Source organism: Methylosinus sp. DMC45 (assembly GCF_056313885.1).
Window position 1 is genome coordinate 173,779 of sequence record NZ_JBQUZK010000019.1, and the last position, 25,302, is coordinate 199,080.

General features: G+C 66.6%; 19 protein-coding genes. 7 read left to right on the forward strand and 12 right to left on the reverse strand.

The window, feature by feature from the left end:
- Positions 1-106: 106 nt before the first annotated feature.
- The 5 genes from ACT53T_RS05445 to ACT53T_RS05465 all read right to left on the reverse strand — a co-directional run bounded on the left by ACT53T_RS05445 (position 107) and on the right by ACT53T_RS05465 (position 8,880).
- Positions 107-1,531 carry a TolC family outer membrane protein gene (locus ACT53T_RS05445; protein ID WP_476160442.1) on the reverse strand — a complete coding sequence of 475 codons (1,425 nt, stop codon included), beginning with the start codon at positions 1,529-1,531 and terminating at the stop codon, positions 107-109.
- Positions 1,528-4,770, reverse strand: coding sequence for an efflux RND transporter permease subunit (locus ACT53T_RS05450; RefSeq protein WP_476160443.1), 3,243 nt, complete (start codon positions 4,768-4,770; stop codon positions 1,528-1,530). Before ACT53T_RS05450 ends, ACT53T_RS05445 begins: the two co-directional genes overlap by 4 nt.
- 52 nt (positions 4,771-4,822) lie before the next feature.
- The gene (locus tag ACT53T_RS05455) at positions 4,823-6,124 is read right to left on the reverse strand and encodes an efflux RND transporter periplasmic adaptor subunit (RefSeq protein WP_476160444.1); all 1,302 of its coding nucleotides are present in this window, start codon (positions 6,122-6,124) and stop codon (positions 4,823-4,825) included.
- 142 nt (positions 6,125-6,266) lie between these two features.
- Complete coding sequence (locus ACT53T_RS05460) at positions 6,267-7,076, reverse strand: outer membrane protein (RefSeq protein ID WP_476160445.1); 810 nt, start codon at positions 7,074-7,076, stop codon at positions 6,267-6,269.
- A 493-nt stretch (positions 7,077-7,569) separates the two neighbouring features.
- Positions 7,570-8,880, reverse strand: a complete 1,311-nt coding sequence (locus ACT53T_RS05465) for a replication-associated recombination protein A (protein WP_026191426.1) — start codon at positions 8,878-8,880, stop codon at positions 7,570-7,572.
- Positions 8,881-9,089: 209 nt separating this feature from the next.
- Between ACT53T_RS05465 and ACT53T_RS05470 the strand changes: the two genes are divergently transcribed.
- Positions 9,090-9,995 carry a division plane positioning ATPase MipZ gene (locus ACT53T_RS05470; protein ID WP_400769111.1) on the forward strand — a complete coding sequence of 302 codons (906 nt, stop codon included), beginning with the start codon at positions 9,090-9,092 and terminating at the stop codon, positions 9,993-9,995.
- Positions 9,996-10,041: 46 nt separating this feature from the next.
- On the opposite strand, the gene greA is transcribed toward ACT53T_RS05470, so the two are convergent.
- Together greA and acuI are read right to left on the reverse strand one after the other, a co-directional pair.
- Positions 10,042-10,509 (reverse strand): transcription elongation factor GreA, encoded by a 468-nt coding sequence (greA, locus tag ACT53T_RS05475; protein WP_476160446.1) that lies wholly within the window; start codon positions 10,507-10,509, stop codon positions 10,042-10,044.
- 31 nt (positions 10,510-10,540) lie between these two features.
- Entirely contained in the window at positions 10,541-11,527 is a 987-nt protein-coding gene (gene acuI / locus ACT53T_RS05480; protein WP_476160447.1) for an acrylyl-CoA reductase (NADPH), read from the reverse strand.
- Between the two features lie 180 nt (positions 11,528-11,707).
- On the opposite strand from acuI, the gene ACT53T_RS05485 reads away from it, so the two are divergent.
- The gene (locus tag ACT53T_RS05485) at positions 11,708-12,211 is read left to right on the forward strand and encodes a Spy/CpxP family protein refolding chaperone (protein WP_400769115.1); all 504 of its coding nucleotides are present in this window, start codon (positions 11,708-11,710) and stop codon (positions 12,209-12,211) included.
- A gap of 105 nt (positions 12,212-12,316) precedes the next feature.
- On the opposite strand, the gene ACT53T_RS05490 is transcribed toward ACT53T_RS05485, so the two are convergent.
- A complete protein-coding gene (locus ACT53T_RS05490; RefSeq protein ID WP_476160535.1) occupies positions 12,317-13,327 on the reverse strand; it encodes a polyprenyl synthetase family protein in 1,011 nt (336 codons plus the stop codon).
- 168 nt (positions 13,328-13,495) lie between these two features.
- On the opposite strand from ACT53T_RS05490, the gene ACT53T_RS05495 reads away from it, so the two are divergent.
- Together ACT53T_RS05495 and ACT53T_RS05500 are read left to right on the forward strand one after the other, a co-directional pair.
- Positions 13,496-14,269, forward strand: coding sequence for a tRNA1(Val) (adenine(37)-N6)-methyltransferase (locus ACT53T_RS05495; RefSeq protein WP_476160448.1), 774 nt, complete (start codon positions 13,496-13,498; stop codon positions 14,267-14,269).
- A gap of 128 nt (positions 14,270-14,397) precedes the next feature.
- A complete protein-coding gene (locus ACT53T_RS05500) occupies positions 14,398-16,926 on the forward strand; it encodes a TonB-dependent receptor (protein ID WP_476160449.1) in 2,529 nt (842 codons plus the stop codon).
- 12 nt (positions 16,927-16,938) lie between these two features.
- Here ACT53T_RS05500 and hemW read toward each other — a convergent pair whose 3' ends face one another.
- The gene (gene hemW / locus ACT53T_RS05505) at positions 16,939-18,108 is read right to left on the reverse strand and encodes a radical SAM family heme chaperone HemW (protein ID WP_400769120.1); all 1,170 of its coding nucleotides are present in this window, start codon (positions 18,106-18,108) and stop codon (positions 16,939-16,941) included.
- Between the two features lie 158 nt (positions 18,109-18,266).
- Here hemW and ACT53T_RS05510 point away from each other — a divergent pair, with 158 nt between their 5' ends.
- On the forward strand, positions 18,267-19,496 hold the full coding sequence (locus tag ACT53T_RS05510; RefSeq protein WP_476160450.1) for an OmpA family protein: 1,230 nt from the start codon (positions 18,267-18,269) through the stop codon (positions 19,494-19,496).
- Positions 19,497-19,551: 55 nt separating this feature from the next.
- Here ACT53T_RS05510 and rdgB read toward each other — a convergent pair whose 3' ends face one another.
- From rdgB to ACT53T_RS05525, 3 genes are all read right to left on the reverse strand, one after another.
- Complete coding sequence (gene rdgB / locus ACT53T_RS05515; protein ID WP_476160451.1) at positions 19,552-20,178, reverse strand: RdgB/HAM1 family non-canonical purine NTP pyrophosphatase; 627 nt, start codon at positions 20,176-20,178, stop codon at positions 19,552-19,554.
- Positions 20,175-20,888, reverse strand: coding sequence for a ribonuclease PH (rph, locus tag ACT53T_RS05520; protein ID WP_400769128.1), 714 nt, complete (start codon positions 20,886-20,888; stop codon positions 20,175-20,177). Before rph ends, rdgB begins: the two co-directional genes overlap by 4 nt.
- A 104-nt stretch (positions 20,889-20,992) precedes the next feature.
- Positions 20,993-21,706 carry a superoxide dismutase gene (locus ACT53T_RS05525; RefSeq protein ID WP_476160452.1) on the reverse strand — a complete coding sequence of 238 codons (714 nt, stop codon included), beginning with the start codon at positions 21,704-21,706 and terminating at the stop codon, positions 20,993-20,995.
- A 194-nt stretch (positions 21,707-21,900) separates the two neighbouring features.
- On the opposite strand from ACT53T_RS05525, the gene ACT53T_RS05530 reads away from it, so the two are divergent.
- On the forward strand, positions 21,901-22,974 hold the full coding sequence (locus ACT53T_RS05530) for a DUF2332 domain-containing protein (RefSeq protein ID WP_476160453.1): 1,074 nt from the start codon (positions 21,901-21,903) through the stop codon (positions 22,972-22,974).
- A 134-nt stretch (positions 22,975-23,108) separates the two neighbouring features.
- Positions 23,109-25,175, forward strand: a complete 2,067-nt coding sequence (locus ACT53T_RS05535) for an elongation factor G (RefSeq protein WP_476160454.1) — start codon at positions 23,109-23,111, stop codon at positions 25,173-25,175.
- Positions 25,176-25,302 lie beyond the last annotated feature (127 nt).

A 25,302-nucleotide genomic window follows, 5' to 3' on the forward strand; every position in this document is an offset into this window, starting at 1 on the left:
GGAGCGCAGCGACGAAGCGATCCAGGGGCCGCCCAACGATTCTGGATTGCTTCGCTTCGCTCGCAATGACGAGTTCCAACTAGATGAAATGCGCCCAGCGTCGCTCTCAGCGGCCGCCGGGCGTTTCGATTCCGCCCCCGATGCCGCCCCAGGAATCCTTCACCGCCTCGAAATGCGCGGAAGCGTCATAGGCGGCGACGGAAAGGCCGAGCTGCTGGGCCGAGAGACGGCCCATCGCCGCCAGCACCGCGTAGGAGGCGACGACGCGGTCGCGCTGCGCGACGACCAGCGCCAGCCGCGCGCCGAGCAGCTCCTGCTGCGCGTTCAAAATCTCCAGCGTGGTGCGCTTGCCGGCCTTGGCCTCCTCGCGCACGCCCTCGAGCGCGCGCTCGGCGGCGGCGATCTGCGCGCTGGCGGCGGCGATCTGCGCCTTGGCGGCCTGCAGCCCTCCCCAATTGGCGCGGGTCAGCGCCATCAGCTCGGCGCGCGCGGCGTCGACGTCGAATTTCTTCTGTCCCGCCGTCTCTTTCGCCTGGCGCAGCCGCGCCGAGGTCCCGCCGCCCGAATAGATCGGCACCGACAGCTTGCCGAGCAGCTGCGCGCCGACGGCGCGATTGCCGCGGCCGTCGATATCGGACTCGGTGTAGACCTTGCCGACCATGGAGAGGCTGGGCAGAAAATCGCTCTCGATCACCCTTATGTCGAGATCGGCGGCCTCGGCGTCATGCTGCGCCGCGCGCACCACGGGATGCTCGACGAGCGCGATGCGTTCGGCCGCCTCGCGCGTCTTCGGCAGCAGGCGATCGATCGGCTCGGCCGGCGCGAGACGCTTCGCCTCCGCGCCCATGATCTGCGCATAACGCGCGAGGCCGGCGTCGAGCTCGGCGCGCGCCGTCGCGGCTTGCGAGCGGCCGGCGGAGAGGCGCGCCTCGGCTTGCGCGATGTCGGTCGGCGTGATCTCGCCGGCCGCATAGCGCTCCTTGGTCTGGCGCAGCTGCTCCTCGAGCACGGAAACATGGTTCTGCTGCAAGCGCAGCGCAGCGGTGTCGCGCAGCACGTTCATATAGACGGAGACGGCTTCGAACAGCACCCGCTGCTCCATGAGCCGCAGACGCTCGCGTCCCCCATGCACATTGGTCTCTGCGGCGAGCGCGGCGTTCTGCGTGCGAAAGCCGTCGAACAAGGGCTGCTCGACGCTGAGCACGGCGGACCGCGGCGGGCCGCCGCCACGATTGTTCTGAATGCTCTCGACCCATATCGGATCGAGGTAATTGCCATTGTCGTATTCGAAGGACTTCTGCACCGAGCGACGCCGCTCGACGCCGAGAAAAGCGTCTGTCCTCACGCTGGGACGAAATTGCGCGAGCGCGCGCGGCACATTCTCGTCATTGGCGCGCTGGCCGGCGCGCGCGGAATTGATCGTCGGATTGAGCTCATAGGCGCGCGCCAGCGCGCTAGCGAGCGTTTCCGCCGAAGCGACGGCGGGCGTCAGCAGCGCGAGCCCCAGAGCGAAGACGGAAACGGCTCTCATGCGTCGGCGCCTCGTGGCTCGGCGACGACGTCCTCCTCCGCCACGACGACCGCTTCGTCGCGGCCGAACAGCGCATAGAGCGCCGGCAGCACGAAGAGCGTGAGCACTGTCGCGCTGACCAGACCGCCGATGACGACCGTCGCAATGGGCTTCTGCACTTCCGCGCCCGTCCCTGTGGCGAAGGCCATGGGCAGAAAGCCGAGCGAGGCGACGAGCGCCGTCATGGCGACAGGACGCAAGCGCGTCATGGCGCCTTCGACAATGGCCTCGCGCGGCGCGCGGCCTTGCTGCACCAGCTGCAGAATATAGCTGCGCATCACGAGGCCATTGAGCACGGCGACGCCGGAAAGCGCGATGAAGCCGACAGCGGCGGAGACCGACATGGGCATTCCGCGCAGCCAGAGCGCGGCGACGCCGCCGGACAGCGCCAAAGGCACGGCGCTGAATACGATGAGCGCATCACGCGCCGAGCCGAGCGCCGAATAGAGCAAGAGGAAGATGAGGAAGAAGCACAGCGGCACGACGAGCACGAGCTTTTGCCGCGCGGCGGCGAGATTCTCGAACTGTCCGCCCCAGGAGAGCCAATCGCCGGAAGCGAGCGTGACTCTCGCTCTCACCCTGTCCTGCGCGTCGGCGACGACGGAGGCGATGTCGCGGCCGCGCACATTGGCGGTGACGACGACGCGGCGCTTGCCATTCTCGCGCGAGATCTGGTTCGGCCCCTCATGGAAGGAGAAGGAGGCGACCTGCTTCAGCGGCACGGTGCGCGTCTGCCCCGTGTCATGTCCGCGCACGGAGACGGGAAGATTTTCGAGCGCGCGAATGTCGTGGCGCAATTCGTCCTTCAGACGCACGATTATAGGAAAGCGCCGATCGCCCTCGAAGACGACGCCCGCGCGCTGGCCGCCGACAGCGGCGCCGATGACGTCCTGCACTTCCGCGACGCTGAGGCCGAGATGCGCGATCTCGGTCTTGTCGATCTTGATCTCGAGGAAGGGCAGGCCCGCGATCTGCTCGACCTTCACATCCTCGGCGCCGGAGACGCCGCGCAGCACGCCGGCGATCTGCTCCGCCTCCTTGGCCATGGAGTCGAATTCTTCGCCGAACACTTTCACCGCTATGTCGCCGCGCACGCCGGCGAGCAGCTCGTTGAAGCGCAGCTGTATCGGCTGCGAGAATTCATAGAGATTGCCGGGAAGCTCGGAGACCTTCGCGCCGATGCGGCGGATCAGCTCCTCCTTGGGGAGCTTGGGATCGGCCCAGCCCTCGCGCGGCTTCAAGAAAATATAGGTGTCGGTGAGATTGGGCGGCATGGGGTCGGTCGCCGCCTCCGCCGTGCCGGTCTTGGAGAAGACATAGGCGACCTCGGGCGCGCGATGAATGGCGTTCTCGACCTCGTTCTGCATCGCCTGCGACTGGGTGAGCGAGGCGCTCGGAATGCGGCCCGCCTGCATGGCGAGGTTTTTCTCGTCGAGCGTGGGGATGAACTCCTGCCCGAGGCGCGAGGCGAGCAGCAGCGCCAGCAGAAAAGCGCCCGCGCCTATGGCGATGGGCCGACGCGGCGCCGCGATGGCGCTCTGCAAGCGCGGCAGATAGGCGCGCTTCAATGACGCGATGAAATTGTTCTCGCTCTCCTCTATGCGGCCGGAGACGAGAATGGCGATCATCGCCGGCACGAAGGTGAGCGAGAGGATGAAGGCCGCGGCGAGCGCCAATATCACCGTCAGCGCCATGGGGTGGAACATCTTGCCTTCGACGCCCGAGAAGGACAGCAGAGGCACATAGACCAGAATGATGATCGCCTGCCCATAGACGGTGGGGCGGATCATCTCCACGGCGGAGGCGATGACCGTCTGCAGCCGATCCTCGAGCGAGAGCGCGCGGCCGAGCGCATGGCGCCGCTCGAAGAGATGACGCAGGCTGTTCTCGGCGATGATCACCGCGCCATCGGCGATGAGGCCGAAATCGAGCGCGCCCATGCTCATGAGATTGGCGCTGATGCGGCCATAGACCATGCCGGTGGCGAGCAGCAGCATGGTGATTGGAATGACCAGCGCCGTGATGAGCGCCGCGCGGAAATTGCCGAGCAGCAGAAACAGCACGACGATGACCAGCAGCGCGCCCTCGGCGAGATTGGAGGCGACGGTGCGGATCGTCGCGTCGACGAGCACGGTGCGGTCGAGGATGGTCTTCGCCTCTATTCCCGGCGGCAGCGAGGCGCGAATGACATCGAGCTTGGCGCCGACGGCGGCGGAGACCGAGCGGCTATTGCCGCCGATCAGCATCAGCGCCGTGCCGATGACGACCTCCTCGCCATCCATGCTGGCGCTGCCGACGCGCATCTCGCGGCCGACGCCGACCTCGGCAATGTCCTTCACGCGCAAAGGCACGCCATTGCGCGTCGAGACGACGACGCGCTCTATATCGTCCATCGTCTCCAGACGGCCGCCGCTGCGCACCACATAGCCTTCGCCATTGCGCTCTATGTAGCCGGCGCCGCGGCTCTGATTATTGCGCTCGAGCGCGGCGGCGACATCGCCGAAGGAGAGGCCGAGCGAATAGAGCTTCATCGCATCCGGCCGCACGTCGAACTGCTTCACGAAGCCGCCGAGCGAATCGATGCTGGCGATGTTGGGCACCACTTTGAGCTGCGGCTTGACGATCCAATCCTGCACGGTGCGCAGATAGGCCGAGCGCTCGAGCTCGCTGCGCAGGAGCTGTCCGTCCGGCGTCAGATAGGTCCCGTCATTCTGCCAGCCCGGCTCGCCGTCCAGATATTTGCGGCCCGGCGTCTTTGGCGCATAGCGGATCGCCCACATATAGATTTCGCTGAGGCCGGTCGCGATCGGCCCCATGCGCGCCTCGACGCCAACGGGGAAATTCTCCTTCGCCTCGGCGAGACGCTCGTTCACCTGCTGGCGCGCGAAGTAAATGTCGAGCTTCTCGGCGAAGACGGCTGTCACCTGCGAGAAGCCGTTGCGCGAGAGCGAGCGCGTATATTCGAGGCCGGGAATGCCGGCGATCGCATTCTCTATCGGGAAGGTGATCTGCTTCTCGACCTCGGTCGGCGACAACGCCGGCGCGATGGCGTTGATCTGCACCTGATTATTGGTGATGTCCGGCACGGCGTCGATCGGCAGGCGATCGAGCGAGGCGGCGCCGATGAGGCAGGCGAGCAGAGTCAGCAGCGCGATGAGCCAGCGCTGGCGGACCGAAAAGGCGATGCAACGCTCGATCATCTATCGTCACACATTTCCCGTCGCGCGCCGCCGTCATCGACGAGGCGGGCGGTCAGTCCAACCCTTCGAGCCGCGACTTGCCGAGTTCCGCCTTCAGCACGAAGACATTGGTCGCGGCGATCTGCTCCCCCTCCTCGAGACCCGCGACGATCTCGATCGCCTCATTGTCGCTCGCGCCCGTCTCCACCTTGCGCTTCACGAAGCCTTCCGGCGCGCGCACGAAGACGACCGTCTCGCCCTCGAAAGTGAGCAGCGCCGAGCGCGGCAGGCGCAGGCGCGCGCCCTTCTCCTCGAGGGTGATGCGCGCCGTCATCGCCGTGCCGGGACGAAGCGCGAAATCCGCATTGGCGAAAGACGCGACGGCGCGGCCCGAATGCGTCTCATGGTCGAGCATGGGGCCGATGAAGACGATGCGGCCCTCGGCCTCCTCCTCGCCGTCATGCGAGAGGCGCACGCTCTGCCCCTCGCGCACAGACGGCAGATCGGCGATGGCGACGGCGATATCGGCGAAGACCGTGGACAGATCGGCGACCACATAGATTTGCGCATCGCCGCCGACCGGCTGGCCGAGATCGGCGCGGCGCTCGATCACCTTGCCGGCGATGGGCGCGCGAATCTCCTTGCGGCGCAATTCGCCGACCGGCTGGCCGGCGAGAGCGGCGATCTCTCCCTCCGAGAGATCGAGCGCGGCGAGCTTCTGCCGCGCCAGCTCGACTCGGAGCCTCGCCTCCTCAAAAGAGCCGCGGGCTTTCAGGAAATTCTGCTCGGCGGAGATCTTCTTGTCGAAGAGCCCTTTCTCACGCTGAAACAGCGCCGATTGCAGATCGAGGCCCACTTTGGCGGCGAGATAGTCGCTCTTGGCGTCGGCGACCTCGCGGCTCTCTATGATAGCGATCACCTCGCCCTTCTCGACCGGATCGCCGAGCCTCTTGCGCAATTCGGCGACCACGCCGGCGACCTTGGCGGCGACGCGGCCGATGCGGTCGGGATCGACAGAGACGACGGCGGGCGCCGCCACATCGCGCGTCAGCACGCCGGAGGCGGCCGCGACCGTGGCGATCTTGGCGGCGGCGATCTGCTCGGCCGTCAGCTTGACGAGGCCATCGACGCCCTTGGCGTCGGCGCTCTCGGCGGCTTTCTCGCCGGCGAGCAGCGCGCGGATCGGCGCGGAGATTTGCGGAAACAGCGAGCCGAGCATGGCGCTCGCCAGCAGCGCGGCGCAAAGGCGCGCGCGCCCCGAATTAGAAGAGTTCCAAACTGGAATGACGCTCGGCGGCCGTCCCCCCGCGTCGGCGGGAACGACATCGGACGCCGCCAGGCGGCGGAGGATATGGGCCAAGTCTCGCAGTCGCATCTCGAGACTTCTTTAACCCGTACGGCCGGCCGCGTCCACGCCGCAGCGCCGGAAAAACGGGCGCCTCGCCTGCTTCTCGAACAGCCGATGAAAAAAGCCCGACGCAAAGCGCCGGGCTCTTCTCCCCCGATCTCGGAAGAGATCAGTATTTCGCGATCACCGGACCCGGCGCGCCGAACAGATTGAAGTGATAGTTCAGGCCGACGCGGACGGAGTGGAAGTGGTTCTCCACGCCGCGCTGGTTGACGAGCAGCACCGGCGGGAAGCTCGGGGTTCCGATTGCATTGCCGCGCTCGAGCTCCGTGTAGAGATACTCGACCTTGGCTGACCAGTTCGGCAGGAAAGCCCATTCCACGCCGCCGCCGGCGGTCCAGCCGGTGCGCGTGCCGGACTCGGAGCCGAAGGCGGTGAAGCCGGCGCCATCCGCATAGGAGAAGGTCGTCGAGCCCTGGCCATAGGCGAAGCCGCCCGTGCCATAGACCAGCAGGGTCGGCAGAACGGCGTAGCCGAGGCGGCCGCGCACCGTGCCGAACCAGTCGAGACGCTGATTCGCGGTCACGCCGGACGGCAGCAGGCCGAAGCCGAAGCCGCCGGTGGAGCCCTTCAGATCGGCGCCCTGGAAATCGGCCTCGAGGCCGACCACGAAGCCCGTGCCGGCGAACTGATAATTATAGCCGAGCTGGACGCCGCCGAGCACGCCATCGGCGTTGGAGGCGCCATAGGACCAGGCCGAAACCGGCAGCAGGCCGAAGGACGACAGGCCGCTGACATTGTTATTGTCGGTCCAGCCATAGCCGATGTTCACGCCGGCGTAGAGGCCGGTCCAGCTGAAGGCCGGAGCAGCCGGAGCGACGAAGGCGGGCGCGCCCTTCTGCGACGGAAGGTCGGCCGCGAAAGCCGGAGCGGCGGCGATGGCCAGCGCGATCGCGCCGACGGTGGAAATCGTCTTCATGTTTCCCTCACTGATCAGTGCGGCCGTCGTGACCGTCCCGCGCGCCCCCCGACGCCGGAACCGAACGACCGCTCGGTGTTGCCGATCGACCATGATCTATGCCCCGACCCAAAGCCGCGTCAACGCTGTCGGCGCCGATTTGCTTCGTCGCTGGTTCGATTTCATTATGATTGTGACAATTACGTCACATTGAATACGCTGTGACAAAATCTATGCTTGACATATTCGGATGCGCGTAATCCCGCCCGCTCGAATCACGAAAAAATCTGCAATATAGAATAATGTCAATACATTAGCGCAGAAGCCGCATCGACCCGCGGAGGCCGGGGCGACCACAAGGACGATGAGCGCCGCCCAGGCTCGAATGCCGAATGTGAACAAGCATTTGAAGATAAGTCGGAACGCGATGTAAGCATTGAAGATGAATATCCGCAGACGGAGCAGCGCGTTTCGCCATCCGAGAACGACTCTTCTTTCAATGATTTGCGCGCCGTCAGCCGCCGCGCCGCTCGCGCCGCAGCCGCTCCCAATAGTCGAGGCGCTTGGCGATCTCACGCTCGAAACCGCGCTCCACGGGCCGGTAGAAGCTCTGTCGGCCGAGCGCCTCCGGCCAATAATCCTGGCCGGAGAAGGCGTCCGGCTCGTCGTGATCGTAGCGATAGCCCTCGCCATAGCCTTCGCTCTTCATCAGCTTGGTCGGCGCGTTGAGGATGGTCTTGGGCGGCATGGGCGAGCCGCTCTCCTCGGCGAGGCGGCGGGCGGCCTTATAGGCGACGTATCCCGCGTTGGATTTGGGCGCGCTGGCCACATAGAGAACGGCCTGCGCGAGGGCCAGCTCGCCCTCCGGGCTGCCGAGAAAATCATAGGCGTCCTTGGCGGCGTTGGCGACGACCAGCGCCTGTGGATCGGCGAGGCCGATATCCTCCACCGCCATGCGGACGATTCGCCTCGCCAGGAACAGCGGGTCCTCGCCCGCCACCAGCATTCGCGCGAAATAATAGAGGGCGGCGTCCGGGTCGGAGCCGCGCACGCATTTGTGCAGCGCGCTGATGAGATTGTAATGGCCCTCCTGCGCCTTGTCGTATATGGGCGCGCGCCGCTGCACGATCTCGGCGAGCCGGGCGCGATCGAAGACCTCGCCCTCCCCCGCCGCGCGCCAGACATCCTCGGCGAGGGTCAGAGAGGCGCGGCCATCGCCATCGGCCATCGCCACGAGAGCGGCGCGCGCATCCGCGTCCAGCGGCAGGGGCTTGCCCTCGGCCTGCTCGGCGCGCTGCAGCAGCTTCTCGATCGCCTCGGCGCCCAGCGATTTGAAGGTCAGGACGCGGGCGCGCGACAAGAGCGCGGCGTTGAGCTCGAAAGACGGGTTTTCCGTCGTCGCGCCGATCAGCGTGACCGAGCCGTCCTCCATCACCGGCAGGAAGGAATCCTGCTGGCCGCGGTTGAATCGGTGAATCTCGTCGACGAAGAGCAGCGTGCCCTGCCCCATGGCGCGGCGGGCGCGCGCCGCCTCGAAGGTCTTCTTCAAATCGGCGACGCCGGTGAAGATCGCCGATATTTGCACGAAGGCGAGATCGGTCTCATGGGCGAGAAGGCGCGCCACCGTCGTCTTGCCGGTGCCGGGCGGCCCCCAGAAGATCAGCGAGCCGATCGAGCCGGAGCGGATCGCGCGCGTCAGCGCCCCGTCCGGGCCGACGAGATGGTCCTGGCCGGCGACCTCCTCCAGCCGCTGCGGACGCAGGCGGTCGGCCAGCGGATGCGGCGCATTGCGATCGAGCCCGGCGGCGGCGAACAAATCACTCATGGGACGCCTTTATAGCGGATCGCCGGCGAGCGCGCCCGACCCCGTCCGTTGTTCGTAGTTTCCGAACCTTTACCTTTGCCGGGGCTCGTTTAACCAGCGGTTAACCATTCCCAGGCTATTACGATTCTGTAAAATTCTACCGACCCCCCTGTTCTATCGTGGCGTCCTGGCGGCGTAGGAGCCCAACTTTCAAACACAGGTCGATCAGCATGCGCACTATCGCATTCGTCACGCAGAAGGGCGGCGCCGGAAAGAGCACGCTCGCCAGCAGCATCGCCGTCGCCGCCAGTAGCGCAGGCGAGCGCGTTTTCATTATCGATTTGGATCCGCTTCAATCATTGGTCAAATGGTCGAGGGCGCGTGAGGCGACCGACGTTCCGGTCGAGCATGTGCCGCCGGCCAAGCTCGGCAAGGCGCTGGCCGCGCTCGAGAAAAAGGGCGTGACCCTCGTCGTCATCGACGCGCCCGGCGCCGACAGCGAATATTCGGACGCCGCTATTCGCGTCGCCGATCTCTGCATCATCCCCGCGCGTCCCAATGTCTTCGACCTCTGGGCCTGCGAGCTGACCCGCGCCAGCATCAAGGACAAGAAGAAGGATTACGCCTTTCTTCTCAACCAATGCCCGCCCGCGCAGCAGAACGCCCGCGTCGACCAGGGCGCGCAAGCGCTGCAGTCGATCGGCGCGCTGCTCTCCCCCATGGTCTCGGCGCGCGTCGATTATCAGGAGGCGGCTCGCCTCGGCCTCGGCGTCTGCGAGCTCAATCCCGAGGGCGTCGCCGCCCAGGAGATGCGTGAATTGTGGCAGTCGGTGAAGCGCCGCCTCAAGAAGGGCTTCACGCCCGCGGCGGTCGCCAAGCCGGAGCCGAAGGCGGAAGCTCCCGCCAAGGTCGAGGCGAAGCCGGCGAAGGCGGAAGCCAAGGTCGAGGCCAAGGCGGAGGCGAAGCCCGCGGCCAAGGTCGCCGCCAAAGCGCCCGAGAAGGTCGCGCCCGCCGCCAAGGCGGAGAAGGTCGTGGCCAAGCAGGAGCAGCCCGCGGCGCGCAAGCAGGCGGCCGAGCCCGCCGCCGCCGAGAAAGCCAAGCCGCAGGCCAAGCCCGCGGTCAGGAAAGCGGCCTGACGCAAAAACGAACCGCGCGGCCGCCGCGCGGTTCCTCGCCGGAGAGTCAGCCGATCTCGATGATTTTGGCGCTGTGGTGGATCACCTCGACGCCATCGCCGACGCTCTTGCCGAGCAGCGCCTTGGCGAGCGGCGCGACATAGGGAATGAGCCCTTTGGCGGGATCGGCCTCGTCCTCGCCCACCAGACGAAAGCTCTGACGCTTGCCGGTCTCGTCCTCTATGACGATGCGATGGCCGAAGCGCGCCTGCTCGTGATCGGCGATCGGCCGCACGACCTCCGCCGTGGCCCGCCGCGCCGACCAATAGCGCAGATCGCGCGCCGCCAGCGCAACGGCGCCCTTGTCGTCCCGCGCCTGCGCCGCCTCCAGCTCGTCGTGCAGCCGCGCCAGCTCCGCCTCGATCATCGCGAGGCCTTCCGGCGTCACGAGATTGCGATGCGGGCTGATGGGACGATCGGGCAGCTCCTGGCGGAGCTCGTCGTCGTCCTGCTCTTTGGTGAAAGCGCTGCTCATATCATCACGTCCTGTTCGACGCCGCTGCGCGTCAACCGATCTCGATCACCAGCCGGCCTCTGATCTTGCCGGCGACGATCGATCGCGCGCGCTCGAGCGCCTGCGCGAAAGGCGCCGTCTCCGTCATTCTGGCGAGCAATCCTTTGTCGAGATCGCGCGCCAGACGCTCCCAGCCCATGCTCCGCAAGGGCAGGCTGGGCCGAACGCTCTCGACGCCGATGAGCGAAATGCCGCGCAGGATGAACGGCGCGACGGTCGTCGGCAGCTCCATTCCCTGCGCATTGCCGCAGGCCGCGACGACGCCATCGATCGAGGTCTGCGCCAGAACATTGGCGAGCGTAACCGAGCCCACCGTATCGACGCCGCCGGCGAAACGCTGCTTCTGCAACGGCTTGCCGGGGGTGGAGAGCTCGGCGCGATCGACGATCTCCGACGCGCCCAGGTCTTTCAGATAGGCTTCTTCCTCGGGACGTCCAGTGGATGCGACGACCCGCCATCCCAGCGCCGCCAGCAGCGCCACCGCCACGGAGCCGACGCCGCCGGCCGCGCCCGTCACCACCACCGGCCCGCGCGAGGGCTCGAGCCCCTGTCGCTCCAGGGCCATCACGCAGAGCATGGCGGTGTAGCCGGCGCTGCCGATCGCCATCGCCTGGTCCGGCGTCAGCCCTTGCGGCAAATGCACCAGCCATTCGCCGCTGACCCGCGCACGCTGCGAGAAGCCGCCGTAATGCTGCTCGCCGAGCCCGCAGCCGCCGGCGATCACCTGCTCGCCTGGGTGGAAATCGGGGTGGCTCGAGCGCGTGACGACGCCCGCGAAATCGACGCCCGGAATCATCGGAAAGCGCCGCACCACAGGCGCCTTGCCGGTGACGGCGAGGCCGTCCTTGTAATTGACCGTGCTATGCGTGACCGCGACGTCGACGTCGCCCTCCATCAGATCGCCGTCGGCGAGCTGCGCATAATCGGCGCGATAGCCGGCCTCGTCCTTGTCGATGCGTATGGCGGTGAATGCGCTCACTGTATCCCCCCTCTCTCGCCGGGACGCGACATGCGCGCCGCCATCCGTGGCTATACGTAAAACTCTATGTAAACGAAAGATTTCTGAAGCAGGACATTACCAAACATTAAGTTGCTTTTCGGCGGTCGAGAACGAATTGTATGAGTGTCAAGTCCACCCATTCCCCCCAGGTGAACGCTCATGAAGAAACATCTCCTCGCCGCCGTCGCCGCGGTCGCTCTCACCCTCCCGCTCTCGGCTGGAGTCTTTGCAGAGCCGGCTCCCGGCGAGCATCATCATCAACAATTCTCGGCGGAGGATCACGCCGCCTTCACCGACGCCAAGGTCGCCGCTCTGAAGGCCGGATTGAAGCTCACTCCGGCCCAGGAGAAGAGCTGGCCGGCGGTGGAGACCGCGCTGCGCGACATCGCCAAGGCGCGCGCCGCCCGCTTCGCCGAGGCCAAGGACAAGATGAAGGAAATCCACGAGCATCGCAGCGTGATCGAAGGCCTGCAGTGGCGCTCCAAGGCGCTCGCGGCGAAAGCCGCCGAGACGGAGAAGCTCGCCGAGGCGGCCAAGCCGCTCTTCGACAGCCTGGACGACGCCCAGAAGCGCCGCTTCGCCATTCTGCTGCATACGATCGCCAAGGGCCCGCATCACGGCCATGAGTGGGGCGGTCCGCACGAAGGTCCCGAGCACGACTGACGCTTCCCGCGTCCAAACCTCTCAGAGCGCTTTCCGATCGAACGGAACGCTCTAAAAGCCTCCTCGACGCCCCGCATGGCAATTCGCCTGCGGGGCGTTTTCACGTCAATAGGCGCGCTCGACGCAGAAATCGACGACCTCGAGCAGCGCCGACTTCCACGGCGAGGCCGGGAAAATCTCCAGCGCGTCGCGCGCCATGGTGCCGTAATGGCTCGCGCGATCGACCGTGTCCTTGATGGCGTCGTGCTTTTTCATCAGCGCGCAGGCGGCCTCGACATCGCCGTCGTTGATCTCGCCCTTCTCCAGCGTGCGGCGCCAGAATTCGCGCTCGGTCTCCGAGCCGCGACGGAAGGCCAGCACGACGGGAAGCGTGATCTTGCCCTCGCGGAAATCATCGCCGACATTCTTGCCGAGCTTGGAGGATTGTCCGCCGTAATCCAGCGCGTCGTCGATGAGCTGGAAGGCGATTCCGAGATTCATGCCATAGCTGCGGCAAGCGGCCTCGTCCGCCTTGGAGCGGCCGGTGAGCATGGGGCCGACCTCGGCCGCGGCGGCGAACAGTTCCGCCGTCTTGGAGCGGATGACTGCCATATAGGCGTCTTCCGTCGTCTGCGTGTCCTTGGCGGCGTTGAGCTGCAGAATCTCGCCCTCGGCGATGACGGCGGCGGCCTGCGAAACGACAGAGAGGCAGGAGAGCACGCCGGGCTCCACCATCATCTTGAAGGCGTGGCCGAGCAGAAAATCGCCGACCAGAACGCAGGTCTCATTGCCCCACAGCATTCGCGCGGCGATCTTGCCGCGGCGCATGTCGCTCTCGTCCACCACATCGTCGTGCAGCAGAGTGGCGGTGTGCATGAATTCGATGCCGGCGGCGAATTTGATATGGCCGTCGCCCTCATAGCCGCACATTCCGGCGGTGGCGAGCACGAGCATCGGCCGCAGGCGCTTGCCGCCCGCAGAGATGAGATGATTGGCGACCTCGGGGATGGTCGTCACGTCGGAGCCGGTGCGCTGCAGAATCAGCTGATTGACGCGCTGCAGGTCGGGGCCGATCAGCGAAAGGAGATTATCGAGGCCGGCGGACTTCTTTTCCTTTTCCTCCAGCGGTATGACGATGCCCACGTAGACCCCTTTGGCTTGACTCTGTCGAATGTGAAGGGAACTTAAGGCTTTGCAGCTCTCGCGGCAAGCCGGGATGCGCGCAGGCGCCTCCCGCGCCAAAAGCCTCGTCCGCCCCGCGGCTTGCCACGGCGCAGGCGGCTTCGCCTCCGCGCGCCGGCCTGCATGAGCGCGCCCGCCGCGCCGCGCGCCGACGCCTTTCTCGGCGGCAAATTGCGGCTGCTGCAACCCTCGCGCGGCCATAGGGTAGGAACGGACGCCATTCTGCTCGCCGCCGCTGCGCCGCGCGAGCTCGGCGGCCTTTTGCTCGACATAGGCGCCGGCGTCGGCGCCGTCGGCCTCATCGCCGCGCTGCGGGCGCCGCGGGCGACGATCGGCCTCGTCGAGATCGACGCTTTGTCCGCTTCGCTCGCGCGCGAGAATATCGCGGCCAATGGCCTCGCAGAGCGCGCGCGCGTTTTCGAATGCGACATCCTCGCCGCCGCCGCGCGCCGCGCCGCCGGGCTCGAGGGCGCGAACGCCGATCTGATCCTCACCAATCCGCCCTATCTCACGCCCGGCCGCGCGCGCGTCTCGCCCGATCCGCGACGCGCGCTCGCCCATGTGAGCGCGGGCGGGCTGGAGCCCTGGCTGCGCGCTTGCGTCGCGCTGCTGCGCCCCGGCGGCGCGCTGGTGATGATCCATCGCGCCGACGCTCTGCCCGATTGCCTCGCCAGCATCGGCGCGCGGCTCGGCGGCCTCGCGATTTTGCCGATCGCGCCGCGCGCGGGCCAGGCGGCGACGCGCATTCTGCTGCGCGGCGTCAAAGGCTCGAAGGCGCCGCTGGCCCTCTACCCGCCGCTGGTTCTCCATGGCGCCGACGGCGGCTTCACGCGCGACGCCGACGCGCTCCATCGCGGCGACGGCGCGCTGCCCTGGCCAGCCCCGGGCAATCACTAAGTATATCCCACAGATAGACTAATTGTTGCGGCATAGCTGAGACTGTGGCTATATTCTACGTAGAACTACGCATACGCGCTGCTCGGCAGGCGCTAAAATCACTATATCCTAGTATGTTAGAGGCGAAAATGCAGCAAAAGCGGCTCGTCGGACGCAGCCCCTCGCTGGAGGCTTCCAAGCTCGTTCTCACTCTCATTCTCGCGGCTTCCGCCTCGCGCGACGCCGCGCTCGCCCAAGCGGCGCCCGAAAATGCGCAAATCGAGGACGTGCGGGTCGGCGCCGCGGTCAATGACGCGGGGCTGACACGACAGGAGGAGAAGGTCCTCGTCAAGACGCCGCGCTCGGGCGATTTCGTCGGCGGGCAGAAGGCGCAGACCGAGCATTTGGAGCGGCTCTCGGACTTTTCCCAGCTCGTTCCCAATTACCGTCCGAACATCTCCAATCCGCAAACGTCCCGCCCCGCCATTCGCGGCGTCGGCCAGGGCGCGGGCACGGGCAATGGCTCGGAGAACGACACCGGATTCATCATCGACAATGTGTTCTGGAAGGCGGTCGGCTTCCAATGGGCGGATTTCGTCGAGATCGAGAATTTCGAGCTCGGCCTCGGACCGCAGGGAACCGCGGGCGGCAAGAACACCACGGTCGGCAACATCATCGTGCGCACGCAGCTGCCATCCTTCGAGCGCAAGGCGACGTTCGAGACCTCCTTCGGCAATCACACGCATCTCATCGAGAAGCTGAATGTGACCGGGCCGATCATCGACGAGAAGCTCGCCTATCGCGTCACCTTCTTCTACGACAAGGATCGGGGCTTCCTGAAAGACCAGGTGACGGGCGCCGGCATTTCCGACTCCAATCGGTGGGGCGCGCGCGGGCAATTATATTACGTCGGCGACGAGGTGACGGACCGGCTCATCTTCAGCTATGCGCGCTCGGCGGAATACAACAACAACAACAACGGCCCCTTCTCCAATTCGCTGCAGATATTCGCCAATGGCACGATCGCGACCGATTATGCGACGACCGTGTTCCGGCGGCTCGGCAAGCAGATACTGACCTTCGACCCCTATAAGCCCTATTACACGCATCTCGGCACGCTGGACTCGCGCACCATCACCGTCTCGAATGAATTGAACTGGCAGCTCGGCGAAAACACATTCACATCGATCTCCGCCTGGGGCGAGTTCCGCCTGCTGCCGTACAACAACACCGGCAATCAGCTGATCGACATCAGCGACAGCCACACCAATCAGTGGACCGATCAATATCTGCAGGAGTTTCGCCTCTCCTCGCCCAAGGATCAGCCGCTCGAATGGACGGTCGGCCTCTTCGGCCTCTATGAGAAGGTCTTCAATTACAGCGAGACGGAATATGGCTCGGACGCCGCACAATGGTTCGGGTCGCGGACGACGAACAAGGGCCTGCTCTGGGGCGTCGATTACCACACGGACGGCAAGGCGCTGACGATCAACGGCGCCGCCTATGGACAGGCCACCTATCACGTCGATGAGCAGCTCGCGCTCACCTTCGGTCTGCGCAACGGCTATGAGGTGAAGGAAGGTTCGGATTTCGGCTGGATACAGCCCGGCTATCTCAGTGGCAATTTCACCTTGCAGCAATTGGCCAACGCCGTGCGCGGGGCGAGCTCGACACAGCAATTCTTCGACACTGGCGGAACGTCGAAGGGCGCCAATCTGCTGACCGGAATCTTCAATCCGTCCTATCGCTACAACGATAATATATTGGTCTACGGCCTCGTCGGACGCGGCGAGAAGGCGGCGGCCGTCAATTTCGCCGTTCCGATCTACGACTCGACCAACGCCTTCAAGGGATTTCAGCCGATCCTCACCAAGCGCGAGGTCTCCTGGGACTATGAGCTCGGCGCCAAGACCAATTGGCTCGACGGCAAGCTGATCGCCAATGTGAACTTCTACTGGAACGATCTCTATAATTTCCAGGCCAATCAGACGGACACGAGCTATGTCGACTCGACCGGCTCGCCCATCCGCTCGACCTATCTCGGCTCGGTCCCGCATGTGCGGCTGAAGGGCGTCGAATTCACCGGGCGCTGGAATCCGATCGAGCGCTTGTGGATCAACGCCTCCGGCGCCTTCACCGAGGCGCGCTATGTGAGCTATCCCGACGCGGCGCCGCCGGCGGACTGGATTTGGACGACCAATATCAACGGGGTGAAGCCGCCGCTCACCATCTCGCGCTCGAACACGCGTTGGGAGAATTTGCCGATATGGGCCTTCAACATCGGCGCGAATTACGAGCATCCGCTCGGCGCCGCCTTTGCCGAATGGGGCGAATGGGCCAAGCAGCCGGTCACTCTGTTCGGCTATGTCAATGCGAGCTGGACGGACAAGATTCTCTTCACCAGCCCGGTCGCGACCAATACTTATTGGCAGGCGCCCTTCACCATTCTCAACGCCGGCTTCGGATTGCGCAGCGACGACGAGCATTGGAGCATTTCATTCTGGGTGAAGAATCTGCTGGATCGCCGCGAGGTGACCAATACGACGACCTCCACCAACACCAGCGCCGCCAATAATAATAACGGCTGGTCGCCCGGCTCCGCGACGACGCCGGCGACGATGGCCTTCACCAATCAGCCGCGCAGCTTCGGCGGCAGCCTGCTGGTGAAGCTCTATTGAAGCGGCGCGGCGTCACGCCGCGAGATCGGCCACCACGGCGTCGAGCACGGGGAACCCCTCCGAGCTCACGCGGATACGATCGTCGCGGGTCAGCTCCACGAGCCCGTCGCCGATCAGCTCGGCGACGCGCGATTGCGACAGCTTCTTGCCGGTGAGCGCGAAGAAGCGCGCCGGATCTATGCCCTCGCGCAGGCGCAGGCCCATCAGCAGAAACTCGTCGCCCTCCTGCTCCGCGGAGAGCAGATCGTCCTCGACGAGGCCATGGCCCTCCGTCTCGACGCAGGTGAGCCACATTTCCGGGTGCTTCTCGGTCGCCTGGGCGCGGCGGCCGCGCGGCGTGATGAGCCGCCCATGCGCGCCGGGGCCGACGCCGGCATATTCGCCATAGCGCCAATAGACGAGATTGTGCCGGCATTCCGAGCCGGGCCGCGCGTGGTTGGAGACCTCGTACGCCGGCAGGCCGGCGCGGGCGGTCACTTCCTGCGTGACGTCCCATAGCGCGCGCTGCGTGTCGACGTCCGGCAGATCGAGCTTGCCGGCGTCCGCCATGCGCTCGAACATCGTCTCCGGCTCTATGGTCAGCTGATAGAGCGAGACATGCTCCGTCACGCGCGCCAGAGCGAGCTCGAGTTCCTTGCGCCAGGCCGCCGGCGTCTGCTGCGGACGGGCGTAGATGAGATCGAAGGAGGTGCGCTCGAAAATCTTATTGGCGACATCGAGCGCGGCGAGCGCCTCCGCCACCGAATGCTGACGGCCGAGCGCCCGCAATTCTATGTCGTTGAGCGCCTGCACGCCGAGCGAAGCGCGATTGACGCCGGCCGCCTTGAAGCTGCGGAAGCGCGAGGCCTCGACGCTGGTGGGGTTGGCCTCGAGCGTGACCTCGCAATCGGCGGCCATCGGCCAATGATCGGCGATCGCCCGGAGGATCGCCTCCAGCGTGGATGGGAGCATGAGCGAGGGCGTGCCGCCGCCGAAGAACACCGAGCGCACCTCGCGTCCCGGCGCCAGAGCGGCGCGATGGGCGATCTCCGTGCGGAAAGCGTCCACAAAGCGATCTTCATCGACCTCGCCCTTGCGGACGTGGCTGTTGAAGTCGCAATAGGGGCACTTCGACAGGCAGAACGGCCAGTGCACATAGACGCCGAAGCCCGGGTCGAACGCGTTTCGAATCGTCGCAGCCATGGGGGCTTTATGCCACGCCAGGCCGAGAAGGTCACGCTGCTGAAACGCGGCCGGAGGCTTTGCCGGAACGAATGGTTTCGCATTGCCGCATTGAAAGGCGCGAAAGCGGCGTTAATTGCCGCTTCGCGGGAGGTCCCGCTCGAGATGCCGCGCCCCACATGACCTATTTCCTCAGCTTTTATGGAATTTGGCTCGTCAGCGCCTTTCTCGTCGGCGCCCTCTCCGGCCTCGCCAGCCTGCGCCGTGCGGGCGACGACCCCTCTCTGCTGCGAGAGGGAGACTTTCTGCTCGCGTTGACGCTGTGCCTCGGCGCCATTCTCGCCAAGGCCGCGCTCGGCCGCGTCGCGCTCTATCTCGAGGGCGCATTCGCGCTCTACATCGCCTTTCTGGCCGGGATCGGCGCTGTGGCGCTGTGGTCGGGGCCGATCGCGCGCGATCATATCGGCTGGCGCATCGGCGCCGGCGTGGTCGCCGTCATCGCCATTCTCGCCAATAGCGAGGCGGCCGTGAGCCTCGAGGAGGCGCTCGGGCATCGCCTCGGCTCGCTGGTGCAGCGGGAGGGCGGCGATCCTCTGAATTTCGAGGTCAGCGGCCGCGACGTCTTCTTGCCCGCCGACGCTTCCGGCCATCGGGCTCTGGCGGAGCGGCTGGCGAGCGCCGCAGGCGTGCGGACGGTCTGGCGCGTCGACTCCCTCTCGCCGGAGGCCGCCTCCCAGCGCGAGGAGGCGCTCGCCGCCGTCGCCGCCGAGCAGGACGCCCATCGCGCCGCCGCGGCCGCCTGGGCCGAGCGCGAGCAGGAGCGCGTCGCCGCCGCCTCGGCCGCGCGGCCCGCGACGGTCGCGGCGCCGACTCTCCCCAAAAAAGGCCGCAAGGACAGACTTGCCGAAGGCCGTACGGCCGAGCGCTCCGCGGCCCCCGCCGAGCCGCCTCCGCCGCCTGCCGCGCTGGTTTGGAACAGCCCTAATGACCCGACGCTGCCGGCGCCGGAAGGGCCGAGCCTGCCGCCGCCGGCGACCGCCGAGGAAAGCTCGCCCTGCCGCGCGGCGCTGGCGGCGCTCGCCGCCTCGGAGAAAATCCGCTTCTCGGCCAAGAGCGTCGCGCTCGGCGCCGGAGCGGAGAAATTCCTCGCGCGTCTCGCCGGCGCGCTGAAGCAATGCCCGGATGCGGCGCTCGAGCTGCGCGGCCATTCGGACTCTGTCGGCTCGCCCGAGGACAAGCGCGATTTGTCGCAGCGCCGCGCTCGCGCGGTCTTCGACTATCTGCGCCGCATCGGCGTCTCCCGCGAGCGGCTGACCAGCGCCGGCGTCGGCGACGAGCAGCCCGTCATCGCGGGCGACGATCCGGCGAGCCGCGCGGAGAATCGGCGGGTGGAGATTTTATTGCGCTGAAGCGCGCGTCCTTCACGAAGCCCCTGCCCGCCGCAGCGCGCAGGGGCTTTCCGTGTCAGGCGAGGCAGGCGCGCGCCAGCGCCTGAAAGGCGCGCGCGCGATGCGACAGCGCGCGCGAGCCGTCGCCCGGCAGCGCGTGCTTTTCGGCCGACATCATCTCGCCGAAGGTGCGATCCAATCCGTCCGGCAGAAAGATCGGATCATAGCCGAAACCCTTCTCGCCGCGCGGCGGAAACACCAGCACGCCATCGACGCGACCCTCGAACTCTTCCGTATGGCCGTCCGGCCAGACGATGGCGAGCGCGCAGATGAAATGCGCGGCGAAAGGCGCCGTCGCGCCGCGCTCATTCAGCTCGCGCTCGACGCGGCGGATGGCGGCGGCGAAATCGCGATTATCGCCGCCCCAGCGCGCCGAATAGACGCCCGGCGCGCCATCCAGCGCATCGACGCAGAGACCGGAGTCGTCGGCGAAGGCCGGCAGGCCGGTCGCCGCGCAGGAAGCGCGCGCTTTCAAAAGCGCATTGCCGGAGAAGGTCGTCTCCGTCTCCTCCGGCTCGGCGACGCCGAGCTCGCCGGCGGAGACGGCATCGACGCCATGCGGCTCGAGCAGCTGACGCAGCTCCCAGAGCTTGCCGGGATTATGCGTCGCGATGACGAGACGACCTTCGATTCTGCGCGTCACGCCAGCGCCGCCTTCTGCAATTGCACGAGCTTCTCGATGCCGCCGCGCGCCAGCGTCAGCATGGAGCCGAGATTGTCCTCGGAGAAAACGGCGACTTCCGCCGTCGCCTGCACCTCGACGAGCCCGCCCGAGCCGGTGATGACGAAATTGGCGTCGGTCTCGGCGGTCGAGTCCTCCGTGTAATCGAGATCGATCACCGGAGCGCCATTGCAGACGCCGCAGGAGACGGCGGCGACATGATCGCGCAGCGGATTGTCCTTGATGATGGAGCGCGAGCGCATCCATTGGAAGCAATCATGCAGCGCCAGCCAGGCGCCGGTGATGGAGGCCGTGCGCGTGCCGCCGTCGGCCTGGATGACGTCGCAATCGACGACGATTTGACGCTCGCCGAGCGCCGGCAGATTGGTGACGGCGCGCAGCGAGCGGCCGATGAGGCGCTGAATCTCCTGCGTGCGGCCGGACGGCTTGCCGGAGCTCGACTCGCGGCGCGTGCGCGTATGCGTGGCGCGCGGCAGCATGGCGTATTCCGCCGTCACCCAGCCGCGCCCCTGCCCGCGCAGCCACGGCGGCGGCTTGTCCTCGAGCGTCGCGGCGCATAGGACATGCGTGTTGCCGAATTTGACGAGGCACGAGCCCTCGGCGTAGCGGGCGACGCCCCGTTCGAAACTGACGGGACGCATTTCGTCTGGCGCGCGTTTGCTCGGCCGCATGAAGGCTCCTTGCTAGAGAAGCGGCCTTAGTAACGCGGTTCGGCCGCCAGTGGAAGCCGGGCGGACGGATAGCCGACGGACCGCCCGCCCACGGCGGCAGGCAGTCAGGCTCTGCTGTATTTCTCGAAGAGACGATCGGCGTTGGACCAGCCGGCCGCCGCCATGACAATCTTGACGTAATCGGCCGCTTTCGCCCCGAAATCCATCTGATAGGCGTGCTCGAACATGTCGAGCACGAAGATCGGATCGCCGCCCGCCAGACATTGCGTATGATCGTTCGCCCAGCTGTTGACCAGCCGCCCGCCATGCTTGTCATAGGACAGAACCACCCAGCCGGAGCCGCCGCCGAGCGCCTTTCCCATGGCGACGAATTCGGCGCGCCAGCGATCGAAGGAGCCGAAATCACGGTCGAGCGCCGCGGCGAGCGCCGCCCCCGGCTTGCCCGAAGCGCCGAGCCCGGCGAAATAGACCTCGTGCAGGATCATCGAGTTGGCGGCGATCAGCTCTTCGCGCTTCAGCCCGTTGATCTGAAATCCAGGGGCTTTGTCGAAATCGAGGCCAGAGAGCTGATCGAGGATCGCGTTCAACCGCTTCACCGCGCCGATGTAATTATTTTCGTAATGCGAGACGAGAATCTTCTCCGACATTCCTTCGACGCGCTGAGGATCGAAGGCCATCGGCTTCGGCTGATGGACGACGGCGGCGCGCTTCACGGCGGCGGCTTTCTCCTCGGCGCGCGCCGCGCCGGCGGCGGCCAATGCGACGCCGGTCGTCGCCGCTGCGCGCAGAAATTGTCTGCGATGAAAATCCCGCGTCATGCTCTGCCTCCTCGAACCGACGATCTTACATTCTCCGCGCGCCGGAGCGAATTTGCTCCGAATGACATTCGGCCGCTTCGCGAACGGAGGGTGAGATCGTCTCAAAGTGAATTATCGCATAATTGAGCGCAGGAACGACCGATTTCTCGCCGCTGCGCCGGATTACGAAAATCGCCTATGGAGGCCTCGGAGAAATGACGAAACGCCTGCCCGACGAGATCGCGAGCGCCTTTGATTTTCAAGCGAAGGCGTGCCGCGATCTCGCCTCGCCCTTCACCGCCGCGCTCTGCGAGACGCTCGCCGCCGGGCTCGACGAGAGCAGCGCCTTCGGCCGCAGGATTTCCGCCTGGGGTCCGCGCGCCAAGGCCGATGCGCTGGCGCTACGCGCTTGCGGCGCGCTGCATTTTCTGGCGCGATCGGGAAAGGCGCCGGGGCTCGCCGCCGCCTATCCGCCCCATGCGCTCGACGAAGCGCGACTCGCGCGCGAGATCGCCCGCGCGATAGAGGAGCATGACGAATTTCTCGCGGGCTTTCTCGATCGCCCGCCGCAGACCAATGAAACAGGGCGCTCCAGCGTCATTCTCGGCGGCGCGCTGATCGTCGCCGCGGCGACGGGCCTGCCGCTGGAGACGTTCGAGATCGGCGCCAGCGCCGGCCTCAATCTGCATTTCGATCGCTATGGATATGATCTTGGCGTCGGCGCTTTCGGCGATCCTGCCGCGCCTCTTCGCCTCTCCTGCGATTGGCGCGGCGCGGCGCCTTCGCTCGATGCGCCGTTGCAGATTGTCGGCCGCGCCGGTTGCGATGTCGATCCGCTCGATCCCGGCGACGCCGAGCATCGCGCGCGGCTGCTCGCCTATGTCTGGCCGGATCAGGACGCACGTCTCGCGCGCATGGAGACAGCGCTCGCCCTCGCCGCTCTGCATCGCGAGCGCGTCGAGCGCGCCGACGCCGGCGATTGGCTCGCCGCGCGACTCGCCGCTCCGCCTCCCCCCAATGTCACGCGCTTCGTCTATCACACGGTCGTCTGGCAATATTTGCCGCTCGAGACCAAGCGCCGCGCCACTGCCGCTCTCGAGGCGGCGGGCGCCGCAGCGAGCCGCGCGGCGCCGCTGGCGCGGCTGCAAATGGAAGCCGACGGCGATACGCGCTCCGCCGCTCTCACGCTGACGCTCTGGCCAGGCGGCGAGAGCTTTGCGCTCGGCCGCGCCGATTTTCACGGTCGCTGGATCGAGTGGAGCGGCGCCGTTTCGCCTCGTCTCGCCTAGCTCTCGGCTCCCGCGCATCTATGCGGCGCCGCAAAGCTTTTCAGCGCTTGCGCGACGACCCATGTGGTGGGAGCATCAACCTCGACGGAGCCGACAAGGTTTCCACTCGCCGGCGCCGGGAACGGGAGCGGGACATGAGTGAAACGAGAACGTCCGGCGCGGCGCGAGCCGAAGGCGCGCGACTGATCGCGCTTGTCGGCCCTTTTCAAAGCGGCAAGACCAGCCTCTTCGAATGCCTGCTCGCGCGCTGCGGCGCCGTGCAGCGGCAAGGGCTGGTGCGCGACGGCTCCACCATCGGCGACGCCTCGCCGGAAGCGCGCGCCCATGCGATGAGCGTCGAATGCAACATCGGCCGCGCCGATTATCTCGGCGATCGCTACACTTTGGTCGATTGTCCCGGCTCGGTCGAATTCGCGCATGAGCAGCGCCGCGTCCTCGCCGTCGCCGACGCCGCCATCGTCGTCGCCGAATCCGATCCGCGCAAGCTGCCCGCCTTGCAGCTCGCGCTGCGCGCGGTGGAAGAGGCGCGCGTTCCGCATTTTCTGTTCCTCAACAAGATCGACTCCGCAACGGGCAATCTGCGCGACTCGCTCGCACTGCTGCAATCGGCCTCGCGCACGCCGCTGCTGCTGCGGCAAATCCCGCTCTGGAACAATGGCATCGCCGTCGGCTTCATCGATCTCGCGCTGGAGCGCGCCTATGTCTATCGCGAGCACGCCCCCTCCGAGGTCGTCGCAATGCAAGATGGCGACGCCGTGCTGGAGAAGGAGGCGCGCTATTCCATGCTGGAGCGGCTCGCCGATTACGACGACGCGCTGATGGAAGAATTGCTCAGCGACATTGAGCCGCCGCGCGACCAGATTTTCGACGATCTCGCCAAGGAGCTGCGCTTCGGCCATGTCGCGCCCGTGTTCATCGGCTCGGCGGAGCGCGGCGCCGGCGTGACGCGGCTGCTGAAAGCCTTGCGCCACGAGGCGCCGAGCGTCGCCGCGACCAGAGCGCGGCTCGGCGTCGCCGATTCCGGCCCCGCCCTCGCCCATGTGTTCCGCTCCATCCATACGCCGCATGGCGGCAAGCTGTCGCTGGCGCGCGTGCTGCGCGGCTCCTTCTCGGACGGTCAGACGGTGATCGGCTCGTCCGGCGCGGAGGAGAAGATCAGCGGCGTCTCCTCCCTGCTCGGCGCCACGGCGACGCGCCAGGCCAAAGCGGAAGCGGGCGAGACCGTGGCTTTTGGGCGGCTCGACGGGATCGCCGCTGGCGAGGCTTTGCAGGACGCCCGCGCCGGCGCGCCGCCCGCCCCGGCGCCGCTGGCCGCACCGCGCCCCGTCTATGCGCTGGCGCTGTCGGTCGGCGATCGCAAGGACGAGATGCGCCTCGCCGCCGCGCTCGCCAAGCTCATCGACGAGGATCCGTCGCTCGTCTTCCTGCATGATCAGGCGCTCGGCGAGATGAAGCTGCTCGGCCAGGGCGAGATGCATATTCGTGTCGCTTTGGAACGCCTCGCCACGCGCTACGGCGTGACCGTCTCCACGCACGCTCCCGCCATCGGCTATAAGGAGACGATCCGTCATGCGGTGAACGTGCGCGGCCGCCACAAGAAACAGTCCGGCGGCCATGGGCAATTCGGCGATGTGGTGCTCGAGGTGGCGCCACGCGGACGCGGCGAAGGCTTCGCTTTCGCCGAGCGCGTCCATGGCGGCACTGTGCCAAAACAATACTTCTCCTCGGTCGAGTCCGGCTGCCGGGACGCTTTGGCGCGCGGACCGCTCGGCTTTCCCGTCGTCGATGTGGAGGCTGTGCTGGTCGACGGCTCCTATCATAGCGTCGACTCCTCCGACATGGCCTTCCGCACGGCGGCGCGCATCGGCATGATCGAGGCGCTGGGCAGAGCGGAGCCGGTTCTGCTCGAGCCCATGCTCTCCGTGGCGATATTCGCGCCGAGCGAGGCGGTCTCTCGCGCGACGGGCATTGTCTCGGCGCGGCGCGGGCAGATATTGGGATTCGGGCCGCGCCCGGGATGGGAAGGCTGGGACGAGCTCGACGCGCTCATCCCGGAGGCGGAGATTGGCGATCTCATCGTCGAGCTGCGCTCCGCCACATCGGGCGCCGGATTCTTCGAGGCCACGTTCGATCATCTGACCGAGGTGGTCGGGCGTCAGGCGCATGAGGTCGTCGCCGCGCGCAGCGCCGCCAGCCACTGAGCGCAGCCACTGAGAATGGCGAAGCTTCGGCTCGTTTCGGGACGGTCGCCTGTGGCGCGGTTCTTGATCGGCACAGGTGACGACGAAACATTGTCCCATTTTGGCAATGTTCGCATTTGGTCCCATC